19 protein-coding genes are annotated in these 20,330 nt (G+C 57.9%); 9 read left to right on the forward strand and 10 right to left on the reverse strand.

Annotation, left to right across the window (positions count from 1 at the left end; all coding sequences use genetic code 11):
- Window positions 1-27 precede the first annotated feature (27 nt).
- The 3 genes from AC2FJE_RS12205 to AC2FJE_RS12215 are packed head-to-tail and all read right to left on the reverse strand — an operon-like array spanning window position 28 to window position 3,525.
- A complete protein-coding gene (locus AC2FJE_RS12205) occupies window positions 28-300 on the reverse strand; it encodes a hypothetical protein (protein ID WP_282169388.1) in 273 nt (90 codons plus the stop codon).
- Window positions 287-3,076, reverse strand: a complete 2,790-nt coding sequence (locus AC2FJE_RS12210; protein ID WP_496754350.1) for a [protein-PII] uridylyltransferase family protein — start codon at window positions 3,074-3,076, stop codon at window positions 287-289. The genes AC2FJE_RS12205 and AC2FJE_RS12210 overlap by 14 nt, the downstream gene beginning before the upstream one ends.
- Window positions 3,073-3,525 carry a DUF4440 domain-containing protein gene (locus AC2FJE_RS12215; RefSeq protein ID WP_496760991.1) on the reverse strand — a complete coding sequence of 151 codons (453 nt, stop codon included), beginning with the start codon at window positions 3,523-3,525 and terminating at the stop codon, window positions 3,073-3,075. Before AC2FJE_RS12215 ends, AC2FJE_RS12210 begins: the two co-directional genes overlap by 4 nt.
- A gap of 84 nt (window positions 3,526-3,609) precedes the next feature.
- Here AC2FJE_RS12215 and AC2FJE_RS12220 point away from each other — a divergent pair, with 84 nt between their 5' ends.
- From AC2FJE_RS12220 to AC2FJE_RS12235, 4 genes are all read left to right on the forward strand, one after another.
- Window positions 3,610-4,032: a DUF2852 domain-containing protein gene (locus tag AC2FJE_RS12220; RefSeq protein ID WP_282151432.1), complete on the forward strand. Its 423-nt coding sequence runs from the start codon at window positions 3,610-3,612 to the stop codon at window positions 4,030-4,032.
- A 65-nt stretch (window positions 4,033-4,097) separates the two neighbouring features.
- Window positions 4,098-4,529 (forward strand): RDD family protein, encoded by a 432-nt coding sequence (locus AC2FJE_RS12225; RefSeq protein WP_058274521.1) that lies wholly within the window; start codon window positions 4,098-4,100, stop codon window positions 4,527-4,529.
- Between the two features lie 77 nt (window positions 4,530-4,606).
- Window positions 4,607-5,431 carry an arginyltransferase gene (locus AC2FJE_RS12230; RefSeq protein WP_282151434.1) on the forward strand — a complete coding sequence of 275 codons (825 nt, stop codon included), beginning with the start codon at window positions 4,607-4,609 and terminating at the stop codon, window positions 5,429-5,431.
- A 6-nt stretch (window positions 5,432-5,437) separates the two neighbouring features.
- Entirely contained in the window at window positions 5,438-5,827 is a 390-nt protein-coding gene (locus AC2FJE_RS12235) for a VOC family protein (protein ID WP_109311357.1), read from the forward strand.
- Between the two features lie 135 nt (window positions 5,828-5,962).
- Here AC2FJE_RS12235 and AC2FJE_RS12240 read toward each other — a convergent pair whose 3' ends face one another.
- The 3 genes from AC2FJE_RS12240 to AC2FJE_RS12250 all read right to left on the reverse strand — a co-directional run bounded on the left by AC2FJE_RS12240 (window position 5,963) and on the right by AC2FJE_RS12250 (window position 10,465).
- Window positions 5,963-8,317, reverse strand: a complete 2,355-nt coding sequence (locus AC2FJE_RS12240; protein WP_109311367.1) for a TRAP transporter large permease subunit — start codon at window positions 8,315-8,317, stop codon at window positions 5,963-5,965.
- Window positions 8,318-8,334: 17 nt separating this feature from the next.
- Window positions 8,335-9,261: a TRAP transporter small permease subunit gene (locus AC2FJE_RS12245; RefSeq protein WP_282151451.1), complete on the reverse strand. Its 927-nt coding sequence runs from the start codon at window positions 9,259-9,261 to the stop codon at window positions 8,335-8,337.
- A gap of 121 nt (window positions 9,262-9,382) precedes the next feature.
- Complete coding sequence (locus AC2FJE_RS12250; RefSeq protein ID WP_058273960.1) at window positions 9,383-10,465, reverse strand: TRAP transporter substrate-binding protein; 1,083 nt, start codon at window positions 10,463-10,465, stop codon at window positions 9,383-9,385.
- A 248-nt stretch (window positions 10,466-10,713) separates the two neighbouring features.
- Here AC2FJE_RS12250 and AC2FJE_RS12255 point away from each other — a divergent pair, with 248 nt between their 5' ends.
- Both AC2FJE_RS12255 and AC2FJE_RS12260 read left to right on the forward strand, forming a co-directional pair.
- Entirely contained in the window at window positions 10,714-12,147 is a 1,434-nt protein-coding gene (locus AC2FJE_RS12255; protein ID WP_282169385.1) for a cache domain-containing protein, read from the forward strand.
- On the forward strand, window positions 12,144-12,791 hold the full coding sequence (locus AC2FJE_RS12260; protein WP_496723300.1) for a response regulator transcription factor: 648 nt from the start codon (window positions 12,144-12,146) through the stop codon (window positions 12,789-12,791). Before AC2FJE_RS12255 ends, AC2FJE_RS12260 begins: the two co-directional genes overlap by 4 nt.
- Window positions 12,792-12,874: 83 nt before the next feature.
- Here the strand turns inward: AC2FJE_RS12260 and AC2FJE_RS12265 are convergent, their stop codons facing one another.
- Both AC2FJE_RS12265 and AC2FJE_RS12270 read right to left on the reverse strand, forming a co-directional pair.
- Window positions 12,875-13,258 (reverse strand): bleomycin resistance protein, encoded by a 384-nt coding sequence (locus AC2FJE_RS12265; protein ID WP_282151453.1) that lies wholly within the window; start codon window positions 13,256-13,258, stop codon window positions 12,875-12,877.
- A gap of 48 nt (window positions 13,259-13,306) precedes the next feature.
- Window positions 13,307-14,152, reverse strand: coding sequence for a HalD/BesD family halogenase (locus tag AC2FJE_RS12270; RefSeq protein WP_496760992.1), 846 nt, complete (start codon window positions 14,150-14,152; stop codon window positions 13,307-13,309).
- Window positions 14,153-14,572: 420 nt separating this feature from the next.
- Between AC2FJE_RS12270 and AC2FJE_RS12275 the strand changes: the two genes are divergently transcribed.
- The 3 genes from AC2FJE_RS12275 to AC2FJE_RS12285 all read left to right on the forward strand — a co-directional run bounded on the left by AC2FJE_RS12275 (window position 14,573) and on the right by AC2FJE_RS12285 (window position 17,975).
- Window positions 14,573-16,324, forward strand: a complete 1,752-nt coding sequence (locus tag AC2FJE_RS12275) for an acetolactate synthase 3 large subunit (protein ID WP_058274261.1) — start codon at window positions 14,573-14,575, stop codon at window positions 16,322-16,324.
- Between the two features lie 66 nt (window positions 16,325-16,390).
- Window positions 16,391-16,951 carry an acetolactate synthase small subunit gene (gene ilvN, locus AC2FJE_RS12280; protein WP_058273965.1) on the forward strand — a complete coding sequence of 187 codons (561 nt, stop codon included), beginning with the start codon at window positions 16,391-16,393 and terminating at the stop codon, window positions 16,949-16,951.
- 289 nt (window positions 16,952-17,240) lie between these two features.
- Entirely contained in the window at window positions 17,241-17,975 is a 735-nt protein-coding gene (locus AC2FJE_RS12285; RefSeq protein ID WP_234998957.1) for a helix-turn-helix domain-containing protein, read from the forward strand.
- A gap of 5 nt (window positions 17,976-17,980) precedes the next feature.
- Here AC2FJE_RS12285 and AC2FJE_RS12290 read toward each other — a convergent pair whose 3' ends face one another.
- A complete protein-coding gene (locus tag AC2FJE_RS12290; protein WP_058273967.1) occupies window positions 17,981-18,763 on the reverse strand; it encodes a DUF2189 domain-containing protein in 783 nt (260 codons plus the stop codon).
- Between the two features lie 33 nt (window positions 18,764-18,796).
- A complete protein-coding gene (locus AC2FJE_RS12295; protein WP_496754364.1) occupies window positions 18,797-20,191 on the reverse strand; it encodes an amidase in 1,395 nt (464 codons plus the stop codon).
- Window positions 20,192-20,330 lie beyond the last annotated feature (139 nt).

Raw genomic sequence — 20,330 nt, forward strand, 5'->3', positions numbered from 1 at the left:
AGTCGCGAATACCCCGAGGGAAAAGCCCTAGCGGTCGCGCGATCGCCAACCGCCGCGCCGCTTGGGGGTTTTGGCAGATTGCAACCCCTCAGCCAGCACCTGCGTCATAGGGTGATCCGCGTCTTGCTGGGAATAGGAGGCATGCAGATCGATCAGCGCCTGGGATTGGTCCCGTTCAGCGGGCAGGCTCAGCGCCCAGTCCAGAAAAATGCTACGGCATTCAGGCAATGTGATGCCTTCGATCCGATACGCCTCGCGGATCAACCCCTTGTGATCATTTGGATCTTTACTCTGCGCCATCATCTTCGTCCCTGATCACGCCGCCAATAATCTCAGCGGCCGTGCTGTAGTTGTCTTGCAGCGCGCTTTGCAGCTGTTCAACCTGTTCAAATCCAGTCGCGCGGCACAGGAAGGCAGATCCGCCCTCGCCGACCTTGTCAGCTTCGATGACCTTGCCGGACAACAAGCGCGCCGCGCATTGTACGGACCAACATAGGTCGTAGCAGTCCTTCAGCGTTTGCGCCTGAGCGACGTCCAACAAACCAACAGCGACGGCGCCGTCCAAACCGGAATGCACATCACGCTGCGCCACGCCCGACAACAATGCCCCGGTTTCGGCCATCAGCTCGATATCCATCATCCGGCCGGGACCGTTTTTGGCGTCCCAGATCCCTGCTGGTGATTTGGCAGCGGCCAAGCGGGCGCGCATCTCGGCCACTTCGCGCAGGGCCTTCTGCTGGTCACGCGGTTGCGACAGCAAGCCTGTGCGGAACGCCTCGATGTCTTCAGCCAGACCTTCGTCTCCGGCGATCACGCGGGCCCGCGTCAGGGCGAGATGCTCCCAGACCCAGGCCTCGTTCTGCTGATAGTTGGTAAAGCTGGCCCAACTTGTCGCCACCGGCCCCTGATTGCCTGACGGACGCAGGCGCATATCGACCTCATACAGCCGCCCTTGCGACATCGGCGCTGATAGGGCCGTGATCAGCGCTTGCGTAAACCGTGCGTAATAAGTGCGAGTGGCCAATGGGCGTGGCCCCTCGGACATATCCTGATCCAGCGGGTCATAGATCACGATCATATCCAGATCGGATTGCGAGTTGATCCGCCCAGCCCCAAGGGACCCCATGCCCAGCACGGTTGCACCGCGCCCCGGGGCCGGACCGTGTTTACGGGCAAACTGTTCGGACACACGCGGTAGGATCGCAGCGATCACAGCGCTGGCAAGCTGAGCGTATTGCTGCCCCGCCTGTTCACCATCGATCAGCCCGCGCAGGTGATGAACGCCAACGCGGAAGTGCCATTCTTTGCACCAGCGGCGAGCCAGATCCAACTGGCTTTCGTAATCTGTTTCCTCTGAAAGGGCCTGATCCAGATCCGCCTGCAGCGTGGCCTGTCCCGGCCAGTCGCTAAAGAAACTCCCGCCGATCACCGCATCAAACACCGATGCATTGCGCGACAGATGCGCCGCAAGCGCGTGGGATGTCCCGACAATATCAATCAGCAGGTCGATCAGTTGGGGGTTGGCCTCAAACAGTGAAAACAGCTGAACGCCGGCGGGCAAGCCTGACAGAAAACCATCCAGTGCCCGCAGCGCCTCGTCCGGTTGCGCCGTTTTTGCCAAACGCGATAGCAACTCGGGCTTGAGGCGTTCGAAAATCCGCGCGCCGCGTTGCGATCGCAGTGCGGGATATGTCGTCCAGCGGGCCAAAACGTTCTGGTCAAAATCCACCTCGCCAACTGGCGCGCGCGTCGAGGAACCGGGCGCAAAAAACCCTTCCGTCAGGTCGTGCACTTCGGTCAGTCTGTGGGTCAGGTCACGGGTCAGTTCCTCGACGTCTACTCCCATCAGGCAAGCAACGCGTTCTATCCCGTCCGGCGATTGCGGCACCTTGTGGGTCTGAGCGTCATGGACCATCTGGATGCGGTGTTCGACCTCACGATGGGCGCGGTAGTGGTCGGTCAGCTTGTCTGCCACGTCCTGCGGGACCCAGCCTTTTTCGGCAAGCGCCGCCAATCCGGGTACCGTACCGCGCACGCGCAGGTCAGGGTCACGCCCACCGGCAATCAACTGGCGGGTCTGGGTAAAGAATTCGATTTCGCGAATGCCGCCCTGCCCCAGTTTCATGTCATGGCCCGGAATAGTCAGAGCACCCCCGGTTCCCTTATTTTCACGTATGCGTAGGCGCATGTCGTGAGCGTCCTGAATGGCGGCAAAATCCAGGTGACGCCGCCAGACAAAGGGGCGCAGCGTATCCAGAAACCGTTGTCCTGCCGCAATATCGCCAGCGCATGGGCGTGCTTTTATATAGGCCGCGCGCTCCCACGTGCGGCCCAGGCTTTCATAGTACCGCTCGGCCGCCTCAGCCGCCATGCAGACCGGCGTTACCGCTGGGTCCGGGCGCAGGCGCAGATCAGTGCGGAATACATACCCATCCGCTGTCTTGTCGCTGAGCGTGGCGCAGAAATTGCGTGTCGCCCGCACCATGCCTTGCCGCGCTTCGTAGAAGTCATCGGGTTCAAACCGCGTCTCATCGAACAGGACGATTAGGTCGATGTCCGAGCTGTAATTCAACTCGTACGCGCCCATCTTGCCCATCGCCAGGATAATCATCCCGGCGGCGGTTTCGACATCGTCCGGCCCCATGCCCGGAAGTTTGCCGCGCCGGATCAGGTTGGCGATCTCGGCCTTGGCCGCCACATCCGCCGCCAACGCGCCAAAATCGGTTAGCGCCGCGGTCACCTTTTCCAACGGCCACGCGCCCGCCAGATCAGCCAGAGCGGTCAGCAACGCCATCCGTCGCTTGGCCAGCCGTAGCCCCGGTTTCAACTGATCCGGCGGTAGCATTCGCGCAGCCTGCAAAACGTCGGCCAGCGCGTCATCGGGGTGTTGCAGCGCTGAGGCCAACCAATCGTTTTCGTGATCGATCAAGTTTTTCAGATAGGGGCTGGACCCTGCTGCCCCAGCGATCAACTCGCCCTGTTCGGATGTAATGCCGCTGACCGCCGCGCGCGCATCATCGCCAAGCGACTGGTCGAATGCACGTGGCAGGCGCTGAATGGAAAGAGGCCCGGTCATTTCCCCTCCAGGGGCGTATCCTGACTGAAACTGTTGACCCAGACGTCATGCCGCCGCTCCCAAAGCGACGAGATTAGCATCGCCCTCCAACCCTCGGCCTTGGGTCGCTGATAGTCGGCCCGGTACGACAGCAGAACGATATCCGAGGTCAAAACCCGCAACCGGGTGTCGCTTAGCTCATAGCGCACCATCGTCGGAGCGTCGGCAAACTGTCCCACGTGATCATCCCGGTTCGCAAACCCCGTCGGATAAACCCCAAGAAAATCTGGGCTCAGCAAGGCCCGGTCTGCAGCCGCATTGCCTTCCATCAGGGCGGTCCAAACCTGCTTTTCCAGGTTTAGAATTTCATCCAGCGTCGGAGGTGTCGTATTTTCAACATGTTGCATAGGCGGAAAGTGCGCCCGTTCCGCAGCAAGGTCAACCGTCGCAAAATCCAAAATGTAAATCATTTTTACATCGACCCCTTGCAACCCCCGCTTCAGTCCCCATCTAGACAATGTGAACGCAATTTACATCAAACCCGGAGAACCCAAATGACCGCATTGTCCGACCACGCCGTCCCACAAAATCCGGGGTGGCTCTCTCGTGCCGAAGCCTGGATGGATGACAAGGGCAAAGGGGCCTGGATCGCCGCCATGGTCCTTGGTTTCATCTTTTTCTGGCCCGTTGGCCTGGCGCTTCTTGCCTATATGATCTGGAGCAAACGCATGTTTAGCAAATCCTGCAGCAGTCGCAAATCCTGGCACAGCCACATGAGTGCGATGAAGCCATCCGGCAATAGCGCGTTTGACGCCTACAAGTCCGACACCCTGGCCCGGCTCGAGCGCGAACAACAGGAATTCGAATCCTTCCTGCGCCGCCTGCGCGACGCCAAAGACAAGGCCGAGTTTGACCAGTTCATGGACGAACGCGCCCGTGAAAACAACGATGAGGCTGAAAACGGCGAACGCGCCTAAGCCGACCTTGCCCTGTCCCGCCATTCGGGACAGGGTGTCCTAAATTCTCAGCCGGAAATCAAAATATGACCCACCTGCCCGACCCAGACCGACAGCCGGAGTTTTACCAGTCTGTCGCGACCAAGCGTTTTATCGCCTGGCTTTTCGACATCGCCTTTATCTCGCTGTTGTGTACGGTGGCCATCCTGCTGACCTTTGGTCTGGGCTTTTTCGTCCTGGCCTTGATCTACGCCGTCGTCAGTTTCGTCTACCGAGTGATTACCATCGCCAATGGCTCGGCCACACTGGGCATGCGCTTTATGGGGATCGAACTGCGCGATTCATTCGGGTCCCGGATGGATTTGGGCAAAGCGGTGGCCCACACAGCCGGTTATTTTGTCAGTATGGCGTTTCCGGTCATTCAGATCATCTCGGTCATCATGATGCTGACCAGCGCACGCGGCCAGGGACTTACCGATGCGTTCCTTGGAACTGTCATGATCAACCAGCGCGCGTAAAAAATTCAACGACGTGAATCACTTGGCGGTTTTAGGATCGGTTGTTATCATCCGGTCCAAGGAAACACGGAACGTTCATGCGACACACGCTGCCAATCGCGCCACAATTCTATGTGACGGCCCCACAGCCTTGCCCTTACCTTGAGGGCAGGATGGAGCGTAAATTGTTCACTGCCCTTCAGGGGGAAGGTGCGGATCAGCTGAATAACTCATTGTCCCAACAAGGGTTTCGCCGATCGCAAAATGTGTTGTACCGCCCGTCCTGCTCCGATTGTGCAGCCTGTTTGTCGGCCCGGATCGACGTGACGGCCTTCCGCCCAAGCAAAAGTCAGAAACGCGCGGCCAAACGCAACGCGTACCTGCAACGCAGGGCAAATTCTCCCTGGGCCACGGATGAGCAATACGAACTCTTCCGCCGCTACCTGGATACCCGCCACGCGGATGGTGGAATGGCCGATATGGACGTTTTCGAGTTCGCCGCGATGATCGAAGAAACCCCGATCCGCAGCCGGGTCGTGGAATATGCCGACCCAAGTACCGGAGATCTGATCGGCGTTAGCCTGACGGATGTCCTGGATGACGGCCTCAGCATGGTCTACTCGTTCTACACCCCCCAGCAACCGCAAAACTCGCTGGGCACGTATATGATCCTCGATCACATCGACATCGCGCGCGAAGCCGGGTTGCCATATGTCTACCTCGGATACTGGGTGCCGGGCAGCCCCAAGATGGGCTACAAAGCGCGCTTCTCAGGGCTTGAGGCCTATTACCAGGGCGAATGGATCAGCGTAAACAACCCATCTGAACTGACGGATTCCAGCCGCCACCCTTTGTCCACCGCGCCAATCGCGGAACAGGTTGCCAGCATCCAACTGCCCGACCGCCACCCTACCAAAGGCTGATATCCCATGCCCCAAAGTCTTTTCGCCGTCACCCTCGTGGTGCCGGACTACGATGACGCGATCGCCTTCTATACCCAAACACTCAGTTTCACCCTGCAGCAGGATATTGATCTCGGCGGTGGCAAACGCTGGGTCCGGGTTGCCCCGCCGGGTTCGGGCGACGCATCCCTGCTGCTGGCCAAGGCAGATAGCCCAAGCCAGACCGCTGCCGTTGGAAACCAAACCGGCGGGCGCGTCGGCTTTTTCCTTCAAACCGATGATTTCCAACGTGACCACAACGCAATGATCACTGCAGGCGTCCATTTCGAGGAAGACCCACGCAATGAGCCCTATGGCATCGTCGCCGTCTGGCGCGACCCGTTCGGCAATCGCTGGGATCTGATCCAGTTCACCTGATCTGCACTTCATCTGGCAAAAAATATCCCGGGGGTGAATTGGTCGCAGACCAAGAAGGGGCAGCGCGCCTTCCCCTAAACACCAAAGCAAAGGGGGCCCAAAGGCCCCCTTTTCAATTTGGTTAAGAACGTCGCATCAATTCGGGATCAGATCCGGAACAATGGTCACGATCGACGGGAAGAACCACAGGATCGCAATCCCGACCACCTGAATGATCACGAACGGAATGATCCCACGGTAGATGTGGCCTGTTGTGACTTCTTTGGGCGCGACGCCTCGTAAGTAGAATAGCGCAAACCCAAACGGCGGCGTCAGGAACGACGTCTGAAGGTTCACCGCCACCATGATCGTCACCCATTTCGGATCGAACGAGCCACCATAAATCACCGGTCCCACGATGGGGATCACGATGTAGATGATCTCGAGGAAATCCAGCACGAAGCCCAGAATGAACAGCACCAGCATCACGATCAGGAAGACCGTGAACTCGTTGTCAAAGCTGCGCAGGAACTGCTGAATATAGTGCTCACCCCCGAACGAGATCACCACCAAATTTAGCAGTTGCGATCCGATCAGGATGGTGAACACCATCGAAGTCACCTTGGCCGTTTCGCGCACCACGGGCGTCAGAACACCGCTGGTGAATAAAACCCAGCACCCAAACAACAGACCGAACAGAGCATACAGATAAGCACCGTAAGCAATTATGAAGGCGACCCAGGTCTCAAAGTTCACATTGCTCTGATTGATGCGCAGATCAAAGTTCACGCCCATCAGCAGCGCAATGATCACGGCAAAAGTGGCCCAGATGATCACCTTGCCGGAACGCTCCTGATCCTGCAGCTTGCGATAGGCTGCCAGCATGATCGCTCCGCCCGCTCCCAACGCGGCCGCTGGTGTCGGGTTGGTCACACCGCCCAGAATTGATCCTAGCACCGCGATAATCAGAACCAATGGCGGAAAGACCACCCGGATCAAATCATTCGTGGCACACCGGGCTGCCGCCTCCTTGCAGCCGTACATTGCCAAGGCAAAGGGCAAAGCCAGAAGGACGAAGGTCAATCCCGAAGATGTTGTTGGTGCAATCAGCAGAACATCAACCAGCAACATCAACAGCAGACCGATAGCGCCCAAAATCAACGGCTGCGTCGGTTTGGACGGCGCAATGCCGCGGCCCATGACCAGTGTCAGACCCAGCAGAACCACAATCACCGCAACACCAGTACCAATCGGCGCCGCAGCGGCGATCTTGGCCTCGCGCGCCTCGACCAGCGCCTCTTCGCTCAATCTTTCGGCATTGGCGACACCACCTGCGGCGTCAATCGTTTCCTGCTCGGATACGGCCTGATCCCAGGCGGATTGTCCGTGCAGCTCAATCATCGACACCTTGCACTGCTCGGAAACATTGGTGCGCAGCGACGCGCCCGCACCGATGTCTGAAAACGCCGAGACGTTGATGTTCTGGCTGCCAATGACCCCCGAGCTGCCCAGCAGGACTGCGCCAACGATCAGGGCGACAGGTGCTCCAAGCAACCAAGTCAGGCCTTCACTGCGCGTGATCGGCTCACCACTTCCGCCGGACATTGGAACTGCCGGGGCTTTCTCAGGGTTCAACAACGCATAGCCAAAGGCATAAAGCGCATAGAGCAACGCTAACATGATCCCCGGCAACAAGGCGGCCTGGAACAGCGTCCCGACCGATACCACAGCCGGTTCCCCCAGATAGGTCAGCGCATCGGTACAGCCTGCGTCCTGAGCGCGTGTTTCCTGCGCAGTTGAATAGAGATCACCCGCCAAGGTGCCCAACAGAACGATCACGATGGACGGCGGAATGATCTGCCCCAACGTGCCCGATGCCGCAATCACACCCGTCGCCAGTTCAGGCGAGTAGTTGTTGCGCAACATGGTCGGCAGCGCCAGCAGGCCCATGGTTACCACGGTCGCACCAACAATACCGGTCGAGGCCGCCAGGAATGCACCCACGACCACGATCGACACGGCCAGACCACCCGGCAGCGGTCCAAAGACGCGCGCCATTGTTGTCAGCAGATCGTTCGCGATCTTTGAGCGTTCCAGCGTGATGCCCATCAGAACGAACATCAGGACGGCCAGCAGGGTCTCAATAGACTGCCCCGCCAGAACGCGTTCGTTCATGCGGTTCACGATGAACGAGACATTGCGGTCCAGCGCGGTTTCCCAGCCTTGCACAAAGACCGGCTCGGCGATCCTTGGTAAGTCCGGGAAGCGGAACACCGACACCGTGTCCGGTTTGACGCCCGAATTCACAAGGTCTCGGTATGCTTGGGAACTGGTGTCAATTGCCTGGTGTATTAACAGACCGGCACTGTCCAGCGCGGCGATGATCCCGAATGAGATGATACCGGCCCCACCGATGGCAAAAGCCACCGGGAACCCGGAGAGGATGCCCCCAAAGAGGCAGAAGAATACGATAATGAGGCCTATCTCGACGCCATCAAGTCCGAATAACATAGTCTGGGTCTCCGTCCCTAATGTGCGCCTTCGTAGGCTTCTTCACCCTCGCCAAGGCTGTCCTTGTCGAGATATTTTCCAACGCTGTCCGGCCCTTCCACGTATTCCAGATACGAGCGGTACAGGAATGCGATCGCGTGCAAGAACACCATGGCCGCAAAAGCCACCAGCAGTATCTTGAACAAGAAGTATCCGTTGAACCCATTTGGGCTGAACCCGATGGTTTCAATGTTCCAGCGCAGCGCGCGGGATTTCATCACCAAACGATCCAGCGTGTCACTGGCCGACGGTTTCGGCACGATCAGGTGCCGCCACATGAAGTACCAGCCATACATCCAGGTCAGCACCGCCATTGGCATCATGAAGAAAACCGCACCCAACATGTCGACCACGCGTTTGGCGCGGTGACTGATACCTGCATAGATAAGGTCAACACGTACGTGACCGCCTTGCACGAATGTATATGTGCAGCACAGGCAGACGACCATCGCGTTATAGAGTTTCAGCTCTTCCGCGAACCAGCTGATATCCATCTGAAACGGAATACCCAGTCCAAACGACATATCCGGGCGGGTAAACACGCGTTGCATGAACACAATGACGATCTGCTGAATGACCATCAACAAACCGGCCCAGGCAAAGAAACGCCCGGTGGTGTTGGCGAACCCTTCCAGGCCTCGCACCATGCCCCACATGAAATTCCGGTAGTACAGCCCGATGGCCGTCAGAACCAGAAAGAGTGTGAAAACCACAAAGAAGAACTCGACCGATCCACCGTAGTAGACAAAGCGCATGATCGCTTCTTTGTCCGACCAGTTCAGCCAGAGTTGCGGATGCGTGATGGCGTATCCGAAATTATAGAAGGCTTCGGCAATGTTTTGAACGAACCACACAAGTCCGTTCCACAGGGCGCCGAAGAACGAGATACCGTTTTCGTCCTGCATGTTGTCCCCAGGTCGTATCAGTTGCACTGCTGATTATAGCGGTTTGATGGGTCCGCGCATACGCAACAGAGAAAGGTTTCCCCGCGAAGGCGGGGAAACCAATTGATCGTTTGGAAAACGTTTAGCCGCGGACGCGGTTACGCTGTGTTGTGTAAACACCCGACGACAGGTCCTGCCAGCCGGCCGACGACGCCGACGACGCCATGTGGCTGTCGTGGATTTTCTTGAACAGCTCGTCGCCCATGTTTTCGTCCAGCACTTCTTGGCTGGCCTGACCGAACGCATCCCAGACGCTGTCGGGGAATTCCATGACCTTGACGCCACCTGATTGCAGGCGCTGCAGAGCGGCACCGTTATTGGCCAGAAACTGCGCCAGGTTCCACTGGTGGCATTCAGCCGCCGCGATCTCAATGATCTTCTGCTGCGCAGGTGTCAGGCTTTCGAAGACGTCGCGGTTGGTTGCCAGAGACAGGCCTGCGTTCGGCTCGTGGAAACCGGCGGTGTAGTAAACCTTGGTGATTTCCTGGAAACCGGCTTTTTCGTCAGCCCACGGACCAATCCACTCGGTTCCGTCGATCGCGCCGGACGACAGCGCCTGATACACTTCCGAGCCCGGAATGTTCTGCACGGACGCGCCCAGTTTACCCAGAGCTTGACCGCCCAAACCAGGCATACGGAATTTCAGACCCTGGAAGTCTTCTGGACCGTTGATCTCTTTCGAGTACCAGCCACCCGCCTGCGCGCCGGTGTTACCTGCCAAGAACGATTTCAGACCAAAGATCTGGCCCAGCTCGTCATGCAGCTCCATGCCGCCATCCTGGTAATACCAGTTTACCATTTCCTGAGCGGTCATGCCGAACGGAACAGCGGTAAAGAAGGCATAGCCCGGGTGCTGACCAACAAAGTAATAGTCCGCTGCGTGATACATGTCGGCCTGCCCCGACGATACCGCGTCAAAGACTTCGAATGCGCCAACCAGTTCACCGGCAGCTTTGATGTCAACGGTCAGGTTACCGTCCGACATTGCGGTGATGCTGTCGGCGCAGCGCTGTGCGCTGTCGAAAACACCCGCCAGGCCGCGACCCCACGAGGTTACCATGGTCAGCGTGCGCTTGCCCTGCGCATATGCCGGTGCCGCCAGCGTGGTGGCTGCAGCTGCCGAGCCGCCCAGAGCAGATGTTTTTAGAAATGAACGACGATCCATATGAGTGTTCCTCCCCTACATATTCAAAACCCGGGCAATTGCCGGGCGTAGTCGTTTTCAGTGCGCGTCAGCCTAATGACCAAGATGTGAATGTGAATACCTAGTACTACGTAGGGGATCGCGTTTTTGGTGTTTTCCCGGGTGCAAACCGTGACAAATGCAAAATAATTCTTCGCGCCGGCCCTCTCATATGCGCCAATTCACCAAAAATTTTGCAATTTGCCGCCTGCTTGCGTATCGATTCGCCTATGAGGGGATTCCGTAATCTGATTTCACTGACCTACGGGCAGAAATTGTCGCTTGTGGCGGCGATCCCTCTGGTCGTCGCAGTGGCCGCGATTGCGTTCTTCGTGGTTCATGAATCCCGGGCAACCGCCGAACGTGAAATTGAAGCGCTTGAGCGGCGACTGATTGAAGCCAAGAAAGAAGAACTTAAGAACTATGTCACGCAGGCTCGAAACGGGTTTGCCTATATCTATGGGCGCGCATCGACTGAAGACAAGGTGGCACAGAACCTTGTGACGCAAATCCTGTCAGCGATGATCTACGGCAAGGACGGGTTCTTTTTTGTCTATGACTATGACGGCAACAATCTCGTCAGCCCGCGCCAGACCGAATTCATCAACCGGAACTGGGAGGGGCTGACCGATAGCGACGGCACTCCTGTTGTGGACGAATTCATCAGCCTGGCCCGTCAAGGTGCGGGCTGGCACAGTTTCATGTGGCAAAAACCTTCGACAGGCGAAGAGGCACAAATGATCGCCTATGTGGTCGGCCTGCAGGATTGGCGGTGGGCTGTCGGCACAGGAGTTTTCATCGACGACATCGTCGCGACAGTCGCCAACGCGCGGGCCGAGGTCGAGGCCCGTGTGCAACGGACTTTCTCTTACATCGGCGCAATTGTTCTTGCCGCGGTATTGGTTGTCTTCACCTCGGGCATGTTGCTGAACGTCCGCGAGCGCCGCCTGGCAGATGCCAAACTTAAAGAACTGACGCAGCGGGTTTTTGATGCGCAAGAGGAAGAGCGTGGGCGCGTGGCGCGCGAATTGCATGACGGTATCAGCCAGATCCTCGTCGGTGTCCGCTATGCGCTGGACAATGCCCGCCGTCGCCTGTCTCGCGGTGACGATGCCGGGGCACAGGCACCTCTGGAAAAGGGCATCGACACACTGGGCGCGGCTATTACAGAAGTCCGCCGCATCAGCCGCGACTTGCGGCCCGGCGTGCTGGACGATCTGGGCCTTGGCCCTGCCCTCAAGGCGCTGACCGACGATTTCTGCGAACGCACCGGGATCGAGACCGAATTCTCGACCGTTGTGTTCCGCAACCGGCTGGACCAGGACAGCAAGATCGCCCTCTACCGTATTGCTCAAGAGGCATTGACCAATATTGAACGCCACTCCGGCGCGACCCGTGTTACAATCGACCTGCGCGGCCACAAGAAAGGCGCGACAATGCGGATCACCGACAATGGCCGTGGGTTACGCACCACACCTGATCCCGCCAACCCCGGTATCGGCCTGCGCAACATGCAGGAACGCATCGAACAGCTTGACGGATCGCTGCGCATTCTGTCATCACGCGCCCCACGCAGCGGCACAGTGATCGAGGTCAGCCTGCCTCTGAGCCACATGCTGCCGCCGCAAGAGGACGCAACGCCTAACCGAAAGGCTGGTACATGAGCGATCAGAAAATCCGGGTTCTTATCGTTGACGACCACCCCATGGTCGCCGAAGGGATTCAGTCGATCCTTGAAAGCTATGATGAGATCGAGGTGGTCGGGACCTTGGGCAGCGGACAAGAGGCTGTGGATCAAGCGACCGATCTTGCGCCCGACGTGATCCTGATGGACCTGAACATGCCCGGTTTAGGCGGCCTTAGCGCGACCGAGATCATTCTGGAACGCCTGCCCCGAACACGCATCCTGATCCTGTCCATGCATGACAGCCCCGAATACATCTCGACCGCGCTGAGCCACGGCGCCAGCGGATACGTGCTCAAGGACGTGCCGACGGACGAGATCAAACAGGCTATCGACGCAGTGATGCGTGGTGAGCAGTACTTGTGCACCGGAGCCAGTGGATCGCTTCAGCCCAAAGGCGATAGCGCCCGCGAGGCATTGACCGGGCGCGAACAGACAATTCTGCTGGAATTGGCGCAGGGCAAATCCAACAAGGAAGTCGCCGCAGCATTGGATATCTCGGTTCGAACAGTTGAAACGCACCGCAAGAACATCCGTCGCAAACTTGGGATTTCATCCACCGCTGGCCTGACCCGCTATGCGCTTGAACATGGCGTACTACAAGGCACAAGCCCTGGCTTCTGACCCCGCAGCGCGGAATGCGCTGCCTGGCCCAACCGGAGGACGTGCGCCGAAGGCGCATCGACGACGGGCGGGAGCTTTTTAACTCAAGACTTTGCTCGCAAACCTTCGCCAAAAAACACCAGTGTTCCGTCCTCATCCAGGACGTGAAACTCGCGTTGTTGATACGGCTGATCAAACGGCGGACGCACGCGCCCCTCTGGTAAATCAGCCAACCCTGCCTTGAGGGTTTCATACAGATCATCAATCCCGGCCACATCGATGTAAAAGGACTGATCATCCCCCAAGGCACGCCCATCATCGCGTGGTGGGCATTCAAGCAATCGGATGGCAACCTTGCCACGCGACAGGAAGGCGTAATTATCCTGCCTGAAACCGCAGGAAAATCCCAACCGATCGCAATAAAAATCAATCTGCTTTTGCAGTGACGAACACAGAACAAATGGCGTGAGCTGTAGCAATTCCGGCATGTGCCCCTCCGACGGTAGCCCCTGCTCTCGATTGTAACCCGCGACCGGTCAATCCAACAACTGATCCTTGCGCAATCCAGCACGCTGGTGATGATGCGGCAGAACCCGCCCATACAGCTGTTGGGTACGCTCAACCCCGCCACACATGCCTTCGGCTTCGACAAAGGAAAAGATGCCGACATATCGGCTGCGCGTTCCTTGTACCGGGGCGACCCGGTGCAATGCGTATCTGCCCTTGAATATCTGCAGATCCCCGGGCTGCAGCTCCAACGTCCTGACCAGTGCCCGGTTTCCATCCAGCACCGAAGCCACGGACGAGAAATTCTCGTATTCGGTGCTGCGCAAGTTCGGCACGTATTCAAAGGCCCCACCCACCTCGCCATTCTGGATGGCCAGTGTCACGGTGTAGTTGTTGGTATCAAAATGCCAGGGAAAGCCCTGCCCTTCCTCGACCACGTTGACAATCACATCCGCCAGCGGGTCGTCATAGCGAAAGAACCGATCCTCCGGCTCATCCAGCCCATCGCGTATGAACGGCAAAAAGCCCTCGAATTCATAGATTCGGCGCAGCGGACCCGATTTGGGAAAGTTATCCGCCGGAACGAAGGCGTTCGACCGGTCATAGAATCTGCGTATTGGGTGGTTCAGATCCAACCGAGGATCGTCCTGCGAGAAATAAGGGTTGGTGCGGTTGAAAGAGCGGTGCGCCCGGTCGGACACGGCATCCGCCTCTTTCAATAGCTGCGCCAGACCTTCGGGGTGGATGAAACCGGGCAAAACGGCACAACCGTCCTGATCCAACTCGCGGCGCAGATCACCGATCAGTCGTTCATATGCGCGCGAGTCCGGGCAATCGATCGGATATCGCCCCAGATCAACCAGATCATGGATCATCCTCCGCCTCCCTTTTGTTCGGTCACTCTCAGGGTGCCGCAGTCAAAACTGATCATCATGCTTGTTTCGGACATCGCGATGCCGCTTTTTGACTACCCTCAAGGCAGAAATTTGGAGGTCAAAGGGGGCATTTTTCCTGAATATTCCCTGCATGCGTCAATCTGCGCAATAAAATGTCGCAAAATTCACCCTCAGAGTTACAAAATTGGTGCAAAAGCCTGTTGACGCCCCTTCCCCCGGCTCATAATGTCCCTGCACGCAAAGAAGGAGCCTCTGGCGATGAGAACGCTAGTCGTAATCGTAGGAACCACGCGCATGGGCCGGTAACGGTAAACCATAATCGAACCCATGCGCCTCCGAAAATCTCGGGGGCTTTTTTTTGTCAAACGCAAGACACATGTCGCGAACGGAGCAAAGCAGATGACACGTGAGATGACCGGCGCAAAGATGGTAGTTCAGGCCCTCAAGGATCAAGGCGTGGACACGGTATTCGGATACCCCGGCGGTGCTGTGCTACCGATTTATGATGAGATTTTTCTGCAAAACGATATTCGTCACATTCTGGTGCGGCATGAACAAGGCGCGGTTCACGCGGCCGAAGGCTATGCCCGCTCGACCGGCAAGCCCGGCGTTGCCCTTGTGACCTCTGGCCCCGGCGCGACAAACGCTGTGACCGGCCTTACGGATGCGCTGCTGGATTCGATCCCGATTGTGGTTCTGACCGGACAGGTTCCGACGTTCATGATTGGCTCGGACGCGTTCCAGGAAGCGGACACCGTCGGCATCACCCGCCCCTGCACCAAGCATAACTGGCTGGTCAAGGACACGGACTCGCTGTCCGACACGATGCACGAGGCATTCCATGTCGCCACCTCGGGCCGCCCTGGTCCGGTTCTGGTCGATATCCCCAAGGACGTTCAGTTCGCAACCGGTGACTATAGCGCTCCAAAGCCCTCGACCTCGCACTACCAACCGATAGTGAAAGGCGATTTGGAGGAGATCACTGAACTGGTCGCCGCAATTGAGACCGCCAAGAAGCCCGTCTTTTACACCGGCGGCGGCGTCATCAATTCCGGCACAGCCGCCAGCCAGTTGCTGCGCGAACTGGTTGATGCGACCGGCTTCCCGATCACCTCAACCTTGATGGGTCTGGGTGCCTACCCGGCGTCGGGCAAAAACTGGTTGGGCATGCTGGGCATGCATGGTCTGTATGAGGCCAATCTGGCGATGCATGACTGCGACCTGATGATCAACATCGGCGCGCGGTTCGATGACCGGATCACTGGGCGGATTGACGCGTTCTCGCCCAACTCAAAAAAGGCGCATATCGACATCGACCCGTCCTCGATCAACAAGGTGATCCGCGTGGATATCCCGATTGTCGGCGATGTTGCACATGTGCTGGAGGACATCCTGAAGGTTTGGAAAGCGCGTGGCCGCAAGACAGATGAGGCGTCGGTTGCCAAGTGGCAGGATCAGATCACCGAATGGCGCAAAGTGAACTGTCTGGCATACACCAACAGCGAAAAGACGATCAAACCGCAATACGCGCTTGAACGGCTGGAAGAGCTGACCAAAAAGCACGACCGTTACATCACCACCGAGGTCGGTCAGCATCAGATGTGGGCCGCGCAGTATCTGGGCTTCGAAGATCCGAACCGCTGGATGACCTCGGGCGGATTGGGCACAATGGGCTACGGTTTCCCGGCCTCCATCGGTGTGCAGATGGCGCACCCTGACGCGCTGGTTATCAACGTCGCGGGCGAAGCCTCTTGGCTGATGAACATGCAGGAAATGGGCACCGCCGCACAGTATCGCCTGCCGGTGAAACAATTCATTCTGAACAACGAACGCCTTGGCATGGTTCGTCAGTGGCAGGAACTGCTGCATGGCGAGCGGTACTCGCATTCCTGGTCCGAGGCCCTGCCCGATTTCGTCAAACTCGCCGAGGCCTTCGGGGCCAAGGGCATCCTGTGTTCCGATCCGGCCGATCTGGATGACGCCATCATGGAGATGATCAACTATGACGGTCCGGTGATCTTTGACTGTCTGGTCGAAAAGCACGAGAACTGCTTCCCCATGATCCCGTCGGGCAAGGCGCACAACGAAATGCTGTTGGGCGAGGCCGAGACACAGGGCGTGATCGACTCCAAAGGCTCGGTTCTGGTCTGACACAATTTGACAGATTTTGTCGGGTGCACCGCACCCGACCATCACAGGATTATGAAAGGGACATAAATGTCTGCCCTACATATCAAAAAAGGTGCAACGCGCCATTCCGCCTATAACCTACGCCCCACGTTTTCGGACGTGCAGGAACGCCATACGATTGCTGTCTTGGTCGAAAACGAACCGGGTGTTCTGGCCCGGGTGATCGGGTTGTTCTCGGGCCGGGGTTACAACATCGAAAGCCTGACCGTCGCCGAGGTGGATCACACTGGCCACCTGAGCCGGATTACCATCGTCACCACCGGCACCCCTCAGGTGATCGAACAGATCAAAGCCCAATTGGGCCGTATCGTTCCGGTACACGAGGTTCACGACCTGACTGTCGAAGGCCCCTCGGTCGAGCGGGAACTGGCGATCATCAAGGTTGTCGGCGCGGGCGACAAGCGGGTCGAGGCGCTGCGTCTGGCCGATATCTTTCGCGCCAGCGTCGTCGACAGCACGTTGAATTCGTTCATTTTCGAAATCACCGGTGCCCCTGACAAAATCGACGCCTTTGCCGATCTGATGCGCCCGCTGGGCCTTGTCGAGATTGCGCGCACCGGCGTGGCCGCCCTGTTGCGCGGCGACTGACTTTTTCGCCTCGCCCCCCCTTTTGACACCGGGGCGAGGCGCAGTCTCAGGACATATTCAATCAATGCAACGGTATGTTGCCTATGAACATGGCCACCCAAAAAGATCATACAAATTGATGTAAAGCCTATTGCGTTTGCCTGCCCCGACGTTAACTTTGGAGGTGTAGCGTGGTGTTGGGATGCGCCAGCTAGGGTCACCAGTACGATTGAGAATGCACGAACGGCCAAAAGGTCGGGTGCGTCGCACTTTTTGGAATGACACTCTGGAACCTGGGACAGAAATGACCATGAGTATCCGCAGTCCTGATGAATTGCGCCGGATGTTCGGTGCCAATCTGCGACAATTGTCGCGGCAATATTCGTCCGTGTCCGAACTGTGCCGCCAACTGGGCATCAACAGGACCCAATTTAACAGGTATCTGGCGGGTGAAAGCTTTCCCCGCCCCGATGTTCTGGATCGCATGTGCCGGTTTTTTGAGGTCGACGCCCGTATCCTGTTGCGGCCTTTGGAGGAAATTGAAACGCCTCCCGAACATCCGGCTGCCTCTGCCCTGACTGAATTCCTAGGATCCGGTCCCTCAACGCTAACCGAAAACCTGCTGCCGGCGGGCTTTTACTATGCGACGGAAACGGGGCTGGACGGATCTCCTGCGACCAGGCACCGGCTGATCCACACGCGCCGTTTGCCGCAATGCACGCTGGTGCGCAGCTATGAGCCCGAAAATGACGGGATACCGGCCGACACCACCAGACGTGAGGTGCAGGGTATTGCAGCTTGCGCCGGGCGCCAGATTTTTATCCTTATGTCCAGCCGTGCGGCCCAAAACAGTCGCATCTACCTTGTGACCCGCGGCGCTGAAGAAAATTCCGAGCGGTGGCGCGGGATTGCAATTTGCCTGTCCAAAACCAACGCTCAGGCGACCACAATGCGCCGGATCTCGCTGAACTACCTGGGCACTCAGGCCAAGGCTGCCCTGCCTGCAGCACGCGCTGCCAGACGGTTCAAGCAAAGCGCCGCATAAGTCTTTCAGGCGTCTTTCTCGCCCCCCGCCAAAGTTATCAGGCGGTACAGGTGCCAACTGGCATGCCCCAGCAAAGGCAAGACGATCAACAGCCCCAAAAACCACGGGATCATGGCCACAAACGTCACGACGGCCACGAACACACCCCACCCCAGCATGATCTTCGGGTTCGACCGGACATAGCTGAAACTGGCGATCATCGCAGTCACGAAGTCCAGTTCCCGGTCCAGCAACATCGGGATCGAAAGGACGGTGATCATGTATAGAATAAGCGCGAAAATGGCCCCCACGATGCTGCCGACGGCCAGCATAGTCAGGCCATTGGGCGTCATAAAGACCTCTAGCGAACTGGAGACGTTGGTCATGGTCGACAGCCCCATGAACAACGCAAAGATCATATGACCCAAGAAAAACCAGAACAGGAAAATCACCACGATAATCGCGCAGATGGATGGCAATTGACGACGGCTCTGCTGCAGGACAACGCCGAAAACCTCGTTGAAATCCAAAGGCTCACCCTGTTCCAACCGGTGTGACACCTCATACAACCCTACTGCCGCAAAAGGGCCGAGCAATGGGAACCCTATGGTGGCCAGCACGAGCCAGAATGACGTCTGCGTCTGCACCGTGACCCACGCCATGGCCAAGCCAGCCAACACATAGAACCCACCGAACAACAGGCCAAAAACAGGTGCCCGACGAAAATCAGCCCAGGCACGGCGCAACGCCTCGCGCAGCATTCCGGTATCCACAGGTCCCATATCCGGAACCCCAAAGGGTTTTTCCATGCTCTGTCTCTCCTCCTGTTTCCGGCGCTCTCCTCAAGCCGGTCGGTTTTGTGGCCACCCGGTCGCGTCGTGATACGCGGCCCCGATTGACAATACACTCGCATCCGCGCCGCGTGGGCCAAAGACCTGCATGCCCATCGGCAACCCACCTGCCCCAAACCCTACCGGCACCGACAGACACGGCAAGCCAATCAAGCTGACTGGAATCATGACCTGCATCCAGCGGTGATAGGTATCCATGCTTTTACCGGCAATCTCGGTGGGATACGGAAGCTCAAGTTCAAACGGCCAGACTTGAGTAGACGGCAGGATCAACGCATCAAATCCTTCGAACAGTTCAGCCGCGCGCCGGAACCAATCCGATCGTACAACACTCGCCTTATGCACCTGCATCGCCGTCAGGGCTTGCCCCTGGTCAAGTTCCCATTGCGCTGTGTCCTTCAACTGCGCCCGTTGTTCAGACTGAGGGGCCAGACTTGCCGCCACGCTCCAGGATCGTAAGGTCGACCAGCTTTCGAATATGCGTTCCGCGTCAAAGGGCGGCGCAACAGCTTCAACTTGCGCCCCCTGCTGTACAAAAACGGACAGCGCATCCTGGCACAGGTCCAAAATACCATCCTCAAACGGGAACGCCCCGCCCCAGTCGCCCAGCCAGCCAATCCGCATACCGGCCAGATCGGCCGCCTGAACTGGGGACACCGCAGCATTGTGCGGGGTTGCAGGATGCCGTGGGTCCGGCCCTGAAATCACATCCAACAACACACCCAGATCTTCCGGGGCTCGTGCCATTGGGCCAAGCGTGGACAGTTGGTGAAGGAATACGTCGCCCACAGGTTCCGGCGGCACACGTCCCCAACTTGGGCGAAACCCATAGACATTGTTCCAGGCCGCCGGATTACGCAGACTGCCCATCATGTCAGAGCCATCCGCCAGCGCCACCATCCCGGTGGCTAGCGCAACGGCTGCCCCACCCGATGATCCACCACATGTCTTAGAGCGATCATATGGGTTACGCGTGGCGCCATAAACGGGATTGAACGTGTGCGAGCCCAAGCCAAACTCTGGCGTATTTGTTTTACCGATCAGGATTGCGCCGGCCGCCCGCATCCGTGCGGCTATCAGATCGTCATGTTCGGGTACATGATCGCGATACAGCGGTGATCCTTGCGACGACACCACTCCGGCGACATTCACCAGATCTTTGACCGCGATCGGCAGCCCATGCAACGGGCCCGTCACTGACCCCGCATCCAGCGCACGCGCCTCGGCCATCAGCGCCTCTTCATCGCGCAGCGCAACAATCGCATTCAGAGGCGGGTTGACCGCCGCAATGCGATCCAAGGTTTCACGCATCAGATCAGCGGCTAAGAGACGCCGGGCCGAAAGCGCCGCCAACAAGGCAGTTGCGGTTGTCTGACTTAAATCCATCCGGGACCCATCGCATTCAGTGTTACCAAGTCGCGATCAGCCTAGCGAGGCCGCAACCCCATTTAAACCCGTGTTTTACATATACCTTTTACCACGCACACCGCAGTGCACGGATCAGCTACATCTGGCCAAAAACATC

It is taken from the genome of Ruegeria sp. CDSC002, from assembly GCF_059610905.1.

Excerpts from the sequence above, each read along its gene's own strand:
- AC2FJE_RS12250 (WP_058273960.1), bottom strand. The coding sequence starts at position 10,465 with ATGGATCGTCGTTCATTTCTAAAAACATCTGCTCTGGGCGGCTCGGCA.
- AC2FJE_RS12270 (WP_496760992.1), bottom strand. The coding sequence starts at position 14,152 with ATGATCCATGATCTGGTTGATCTGGGGCGATATCCGATCGATTGCCCG.
- AC2FJE_RS12265 (WP_282151453.1), bottom strand. The coding sequence starts at position 13,258 with ATGCCGGAATTGCTACAGCTCACGCCATTTGTTCTGTGTTCGTCACTG.
- AC2FJE_RS12290 (WP_058273967.1), bottom strand. The coding sequence starts at position 18,763 with ATGGAAAAACCCTTTGGGGTTCCGGATATGGGACCTGTGGATACCGGA.
- AC2FJE_RS12245 (WP_282151451.1), bottom strand. The coding sequence starts at position 9,261 with ATGCAGGACGAAAACGGTATCTCGTTCTTCGGCGCCCTGTGGAACGGA.
- AC2FJE_RS12240 (WP_109311367.1), bottom strand. The coding sequence starts at position 8,317 with ATGTTATTCGGACTTGATGGCGTCGAGATAGGCCTCATTATCGTATTC.
- AC2FJE_RS12225 (WP_058274521.1), top strand. The coding sequence starts at position 4,098 with ATGACCCACCTGCCCGACCCAGACCGACAGCCGGAGTTTTACCAGTCT.
- AC2FJE_RS12230 (WP_282151434.1), top strand. The coding sequence starts at position 4,607 with ATGCGACACACGCTGCCAATCGCGCCACAATTCTATGTGACGGCCCCA.
- AC2FJE_RS12295 (WP_496754364.1), bottom strand. The coding sequence starts at position 20,191 with ATGGATTTAAGTCAGACAACCGCAACTGCCTTGTTGGCGGCGCTTTCG.
- AC2FJE_RS12285 (WP_234998957.1), top strand. The coding sequence starts at position 17,241 with ATGAGTATCCGCAGTCCTGATGAATTGCGCCGGATGTTCGGTGCCAAT.
- AC2FJE_RS12220 (WP_282151432.1), top strand. The coding sequence starts at position 3,610 with ATGACCGCATTGTCCGACCACGCCGTCCCACAAAATCCGGGGTGGCTC.
- AC2FJE_RS12275 (WP_058274261.1), top strand. The coding sequence starts at position 14,573 with ATGACACGTGAGATGACCGGCGCAAAGATGGTAGTTCAGGCCCTCAAG.
- AC2FJE_RS12215 (WP_496760991.1), bottom strand. The coding sequence starts at position 3,525 with ATGATTTACATTTTGGATTTTGCGACGGTTGACCTTGCTGCGGAACGG.
- AC2FJE_RS12255 (WP_282169385.1), top strand. The coding sequence starts at position 10,714 with ATGAGGGGATTCCGTAATCTGATTTCACTGACCTACGGGCAGAAATTG.
- AC2FJE_RS12205 (WP_282169388.1), bottom strand. The coding sequence starts at position 300 with ATGGCGCAGAGTAAAGATCCAAATGATCACAAGGGGTTGATCCGCGAG.
- ilvN (WP_058273965.1), top strand. The coding sequence starts at position 16,391 with ATGTCTGCCCTACATATCAAAAAAGGTGCAACGCGCCATTCCGCCTAT.
- AC2FJE_RS12235 (WP_109311357.1), top strand. The coding sequence starts at position 5,438 with ATGCCCCAAAGTCTTTTCGCCGTCACCCTCGTGGTGCCGGACTACGAT.
- AC2FJE_RS12210 (WP_496754350.1), bottom strand. The coding sequence starts at position 3,076 with ATGACCGGGCCTCTTTCCATTCAGCGCCTGCCACGTGCATTCGACCAG.
- AC2FJE_RS12260 (WP_496723300.1), top strand. The coding sequence starts at position 12,144 with ATGAGCGATCAGAAAATCCGGGTTCTTATCGTTGACGACCACCCCATG.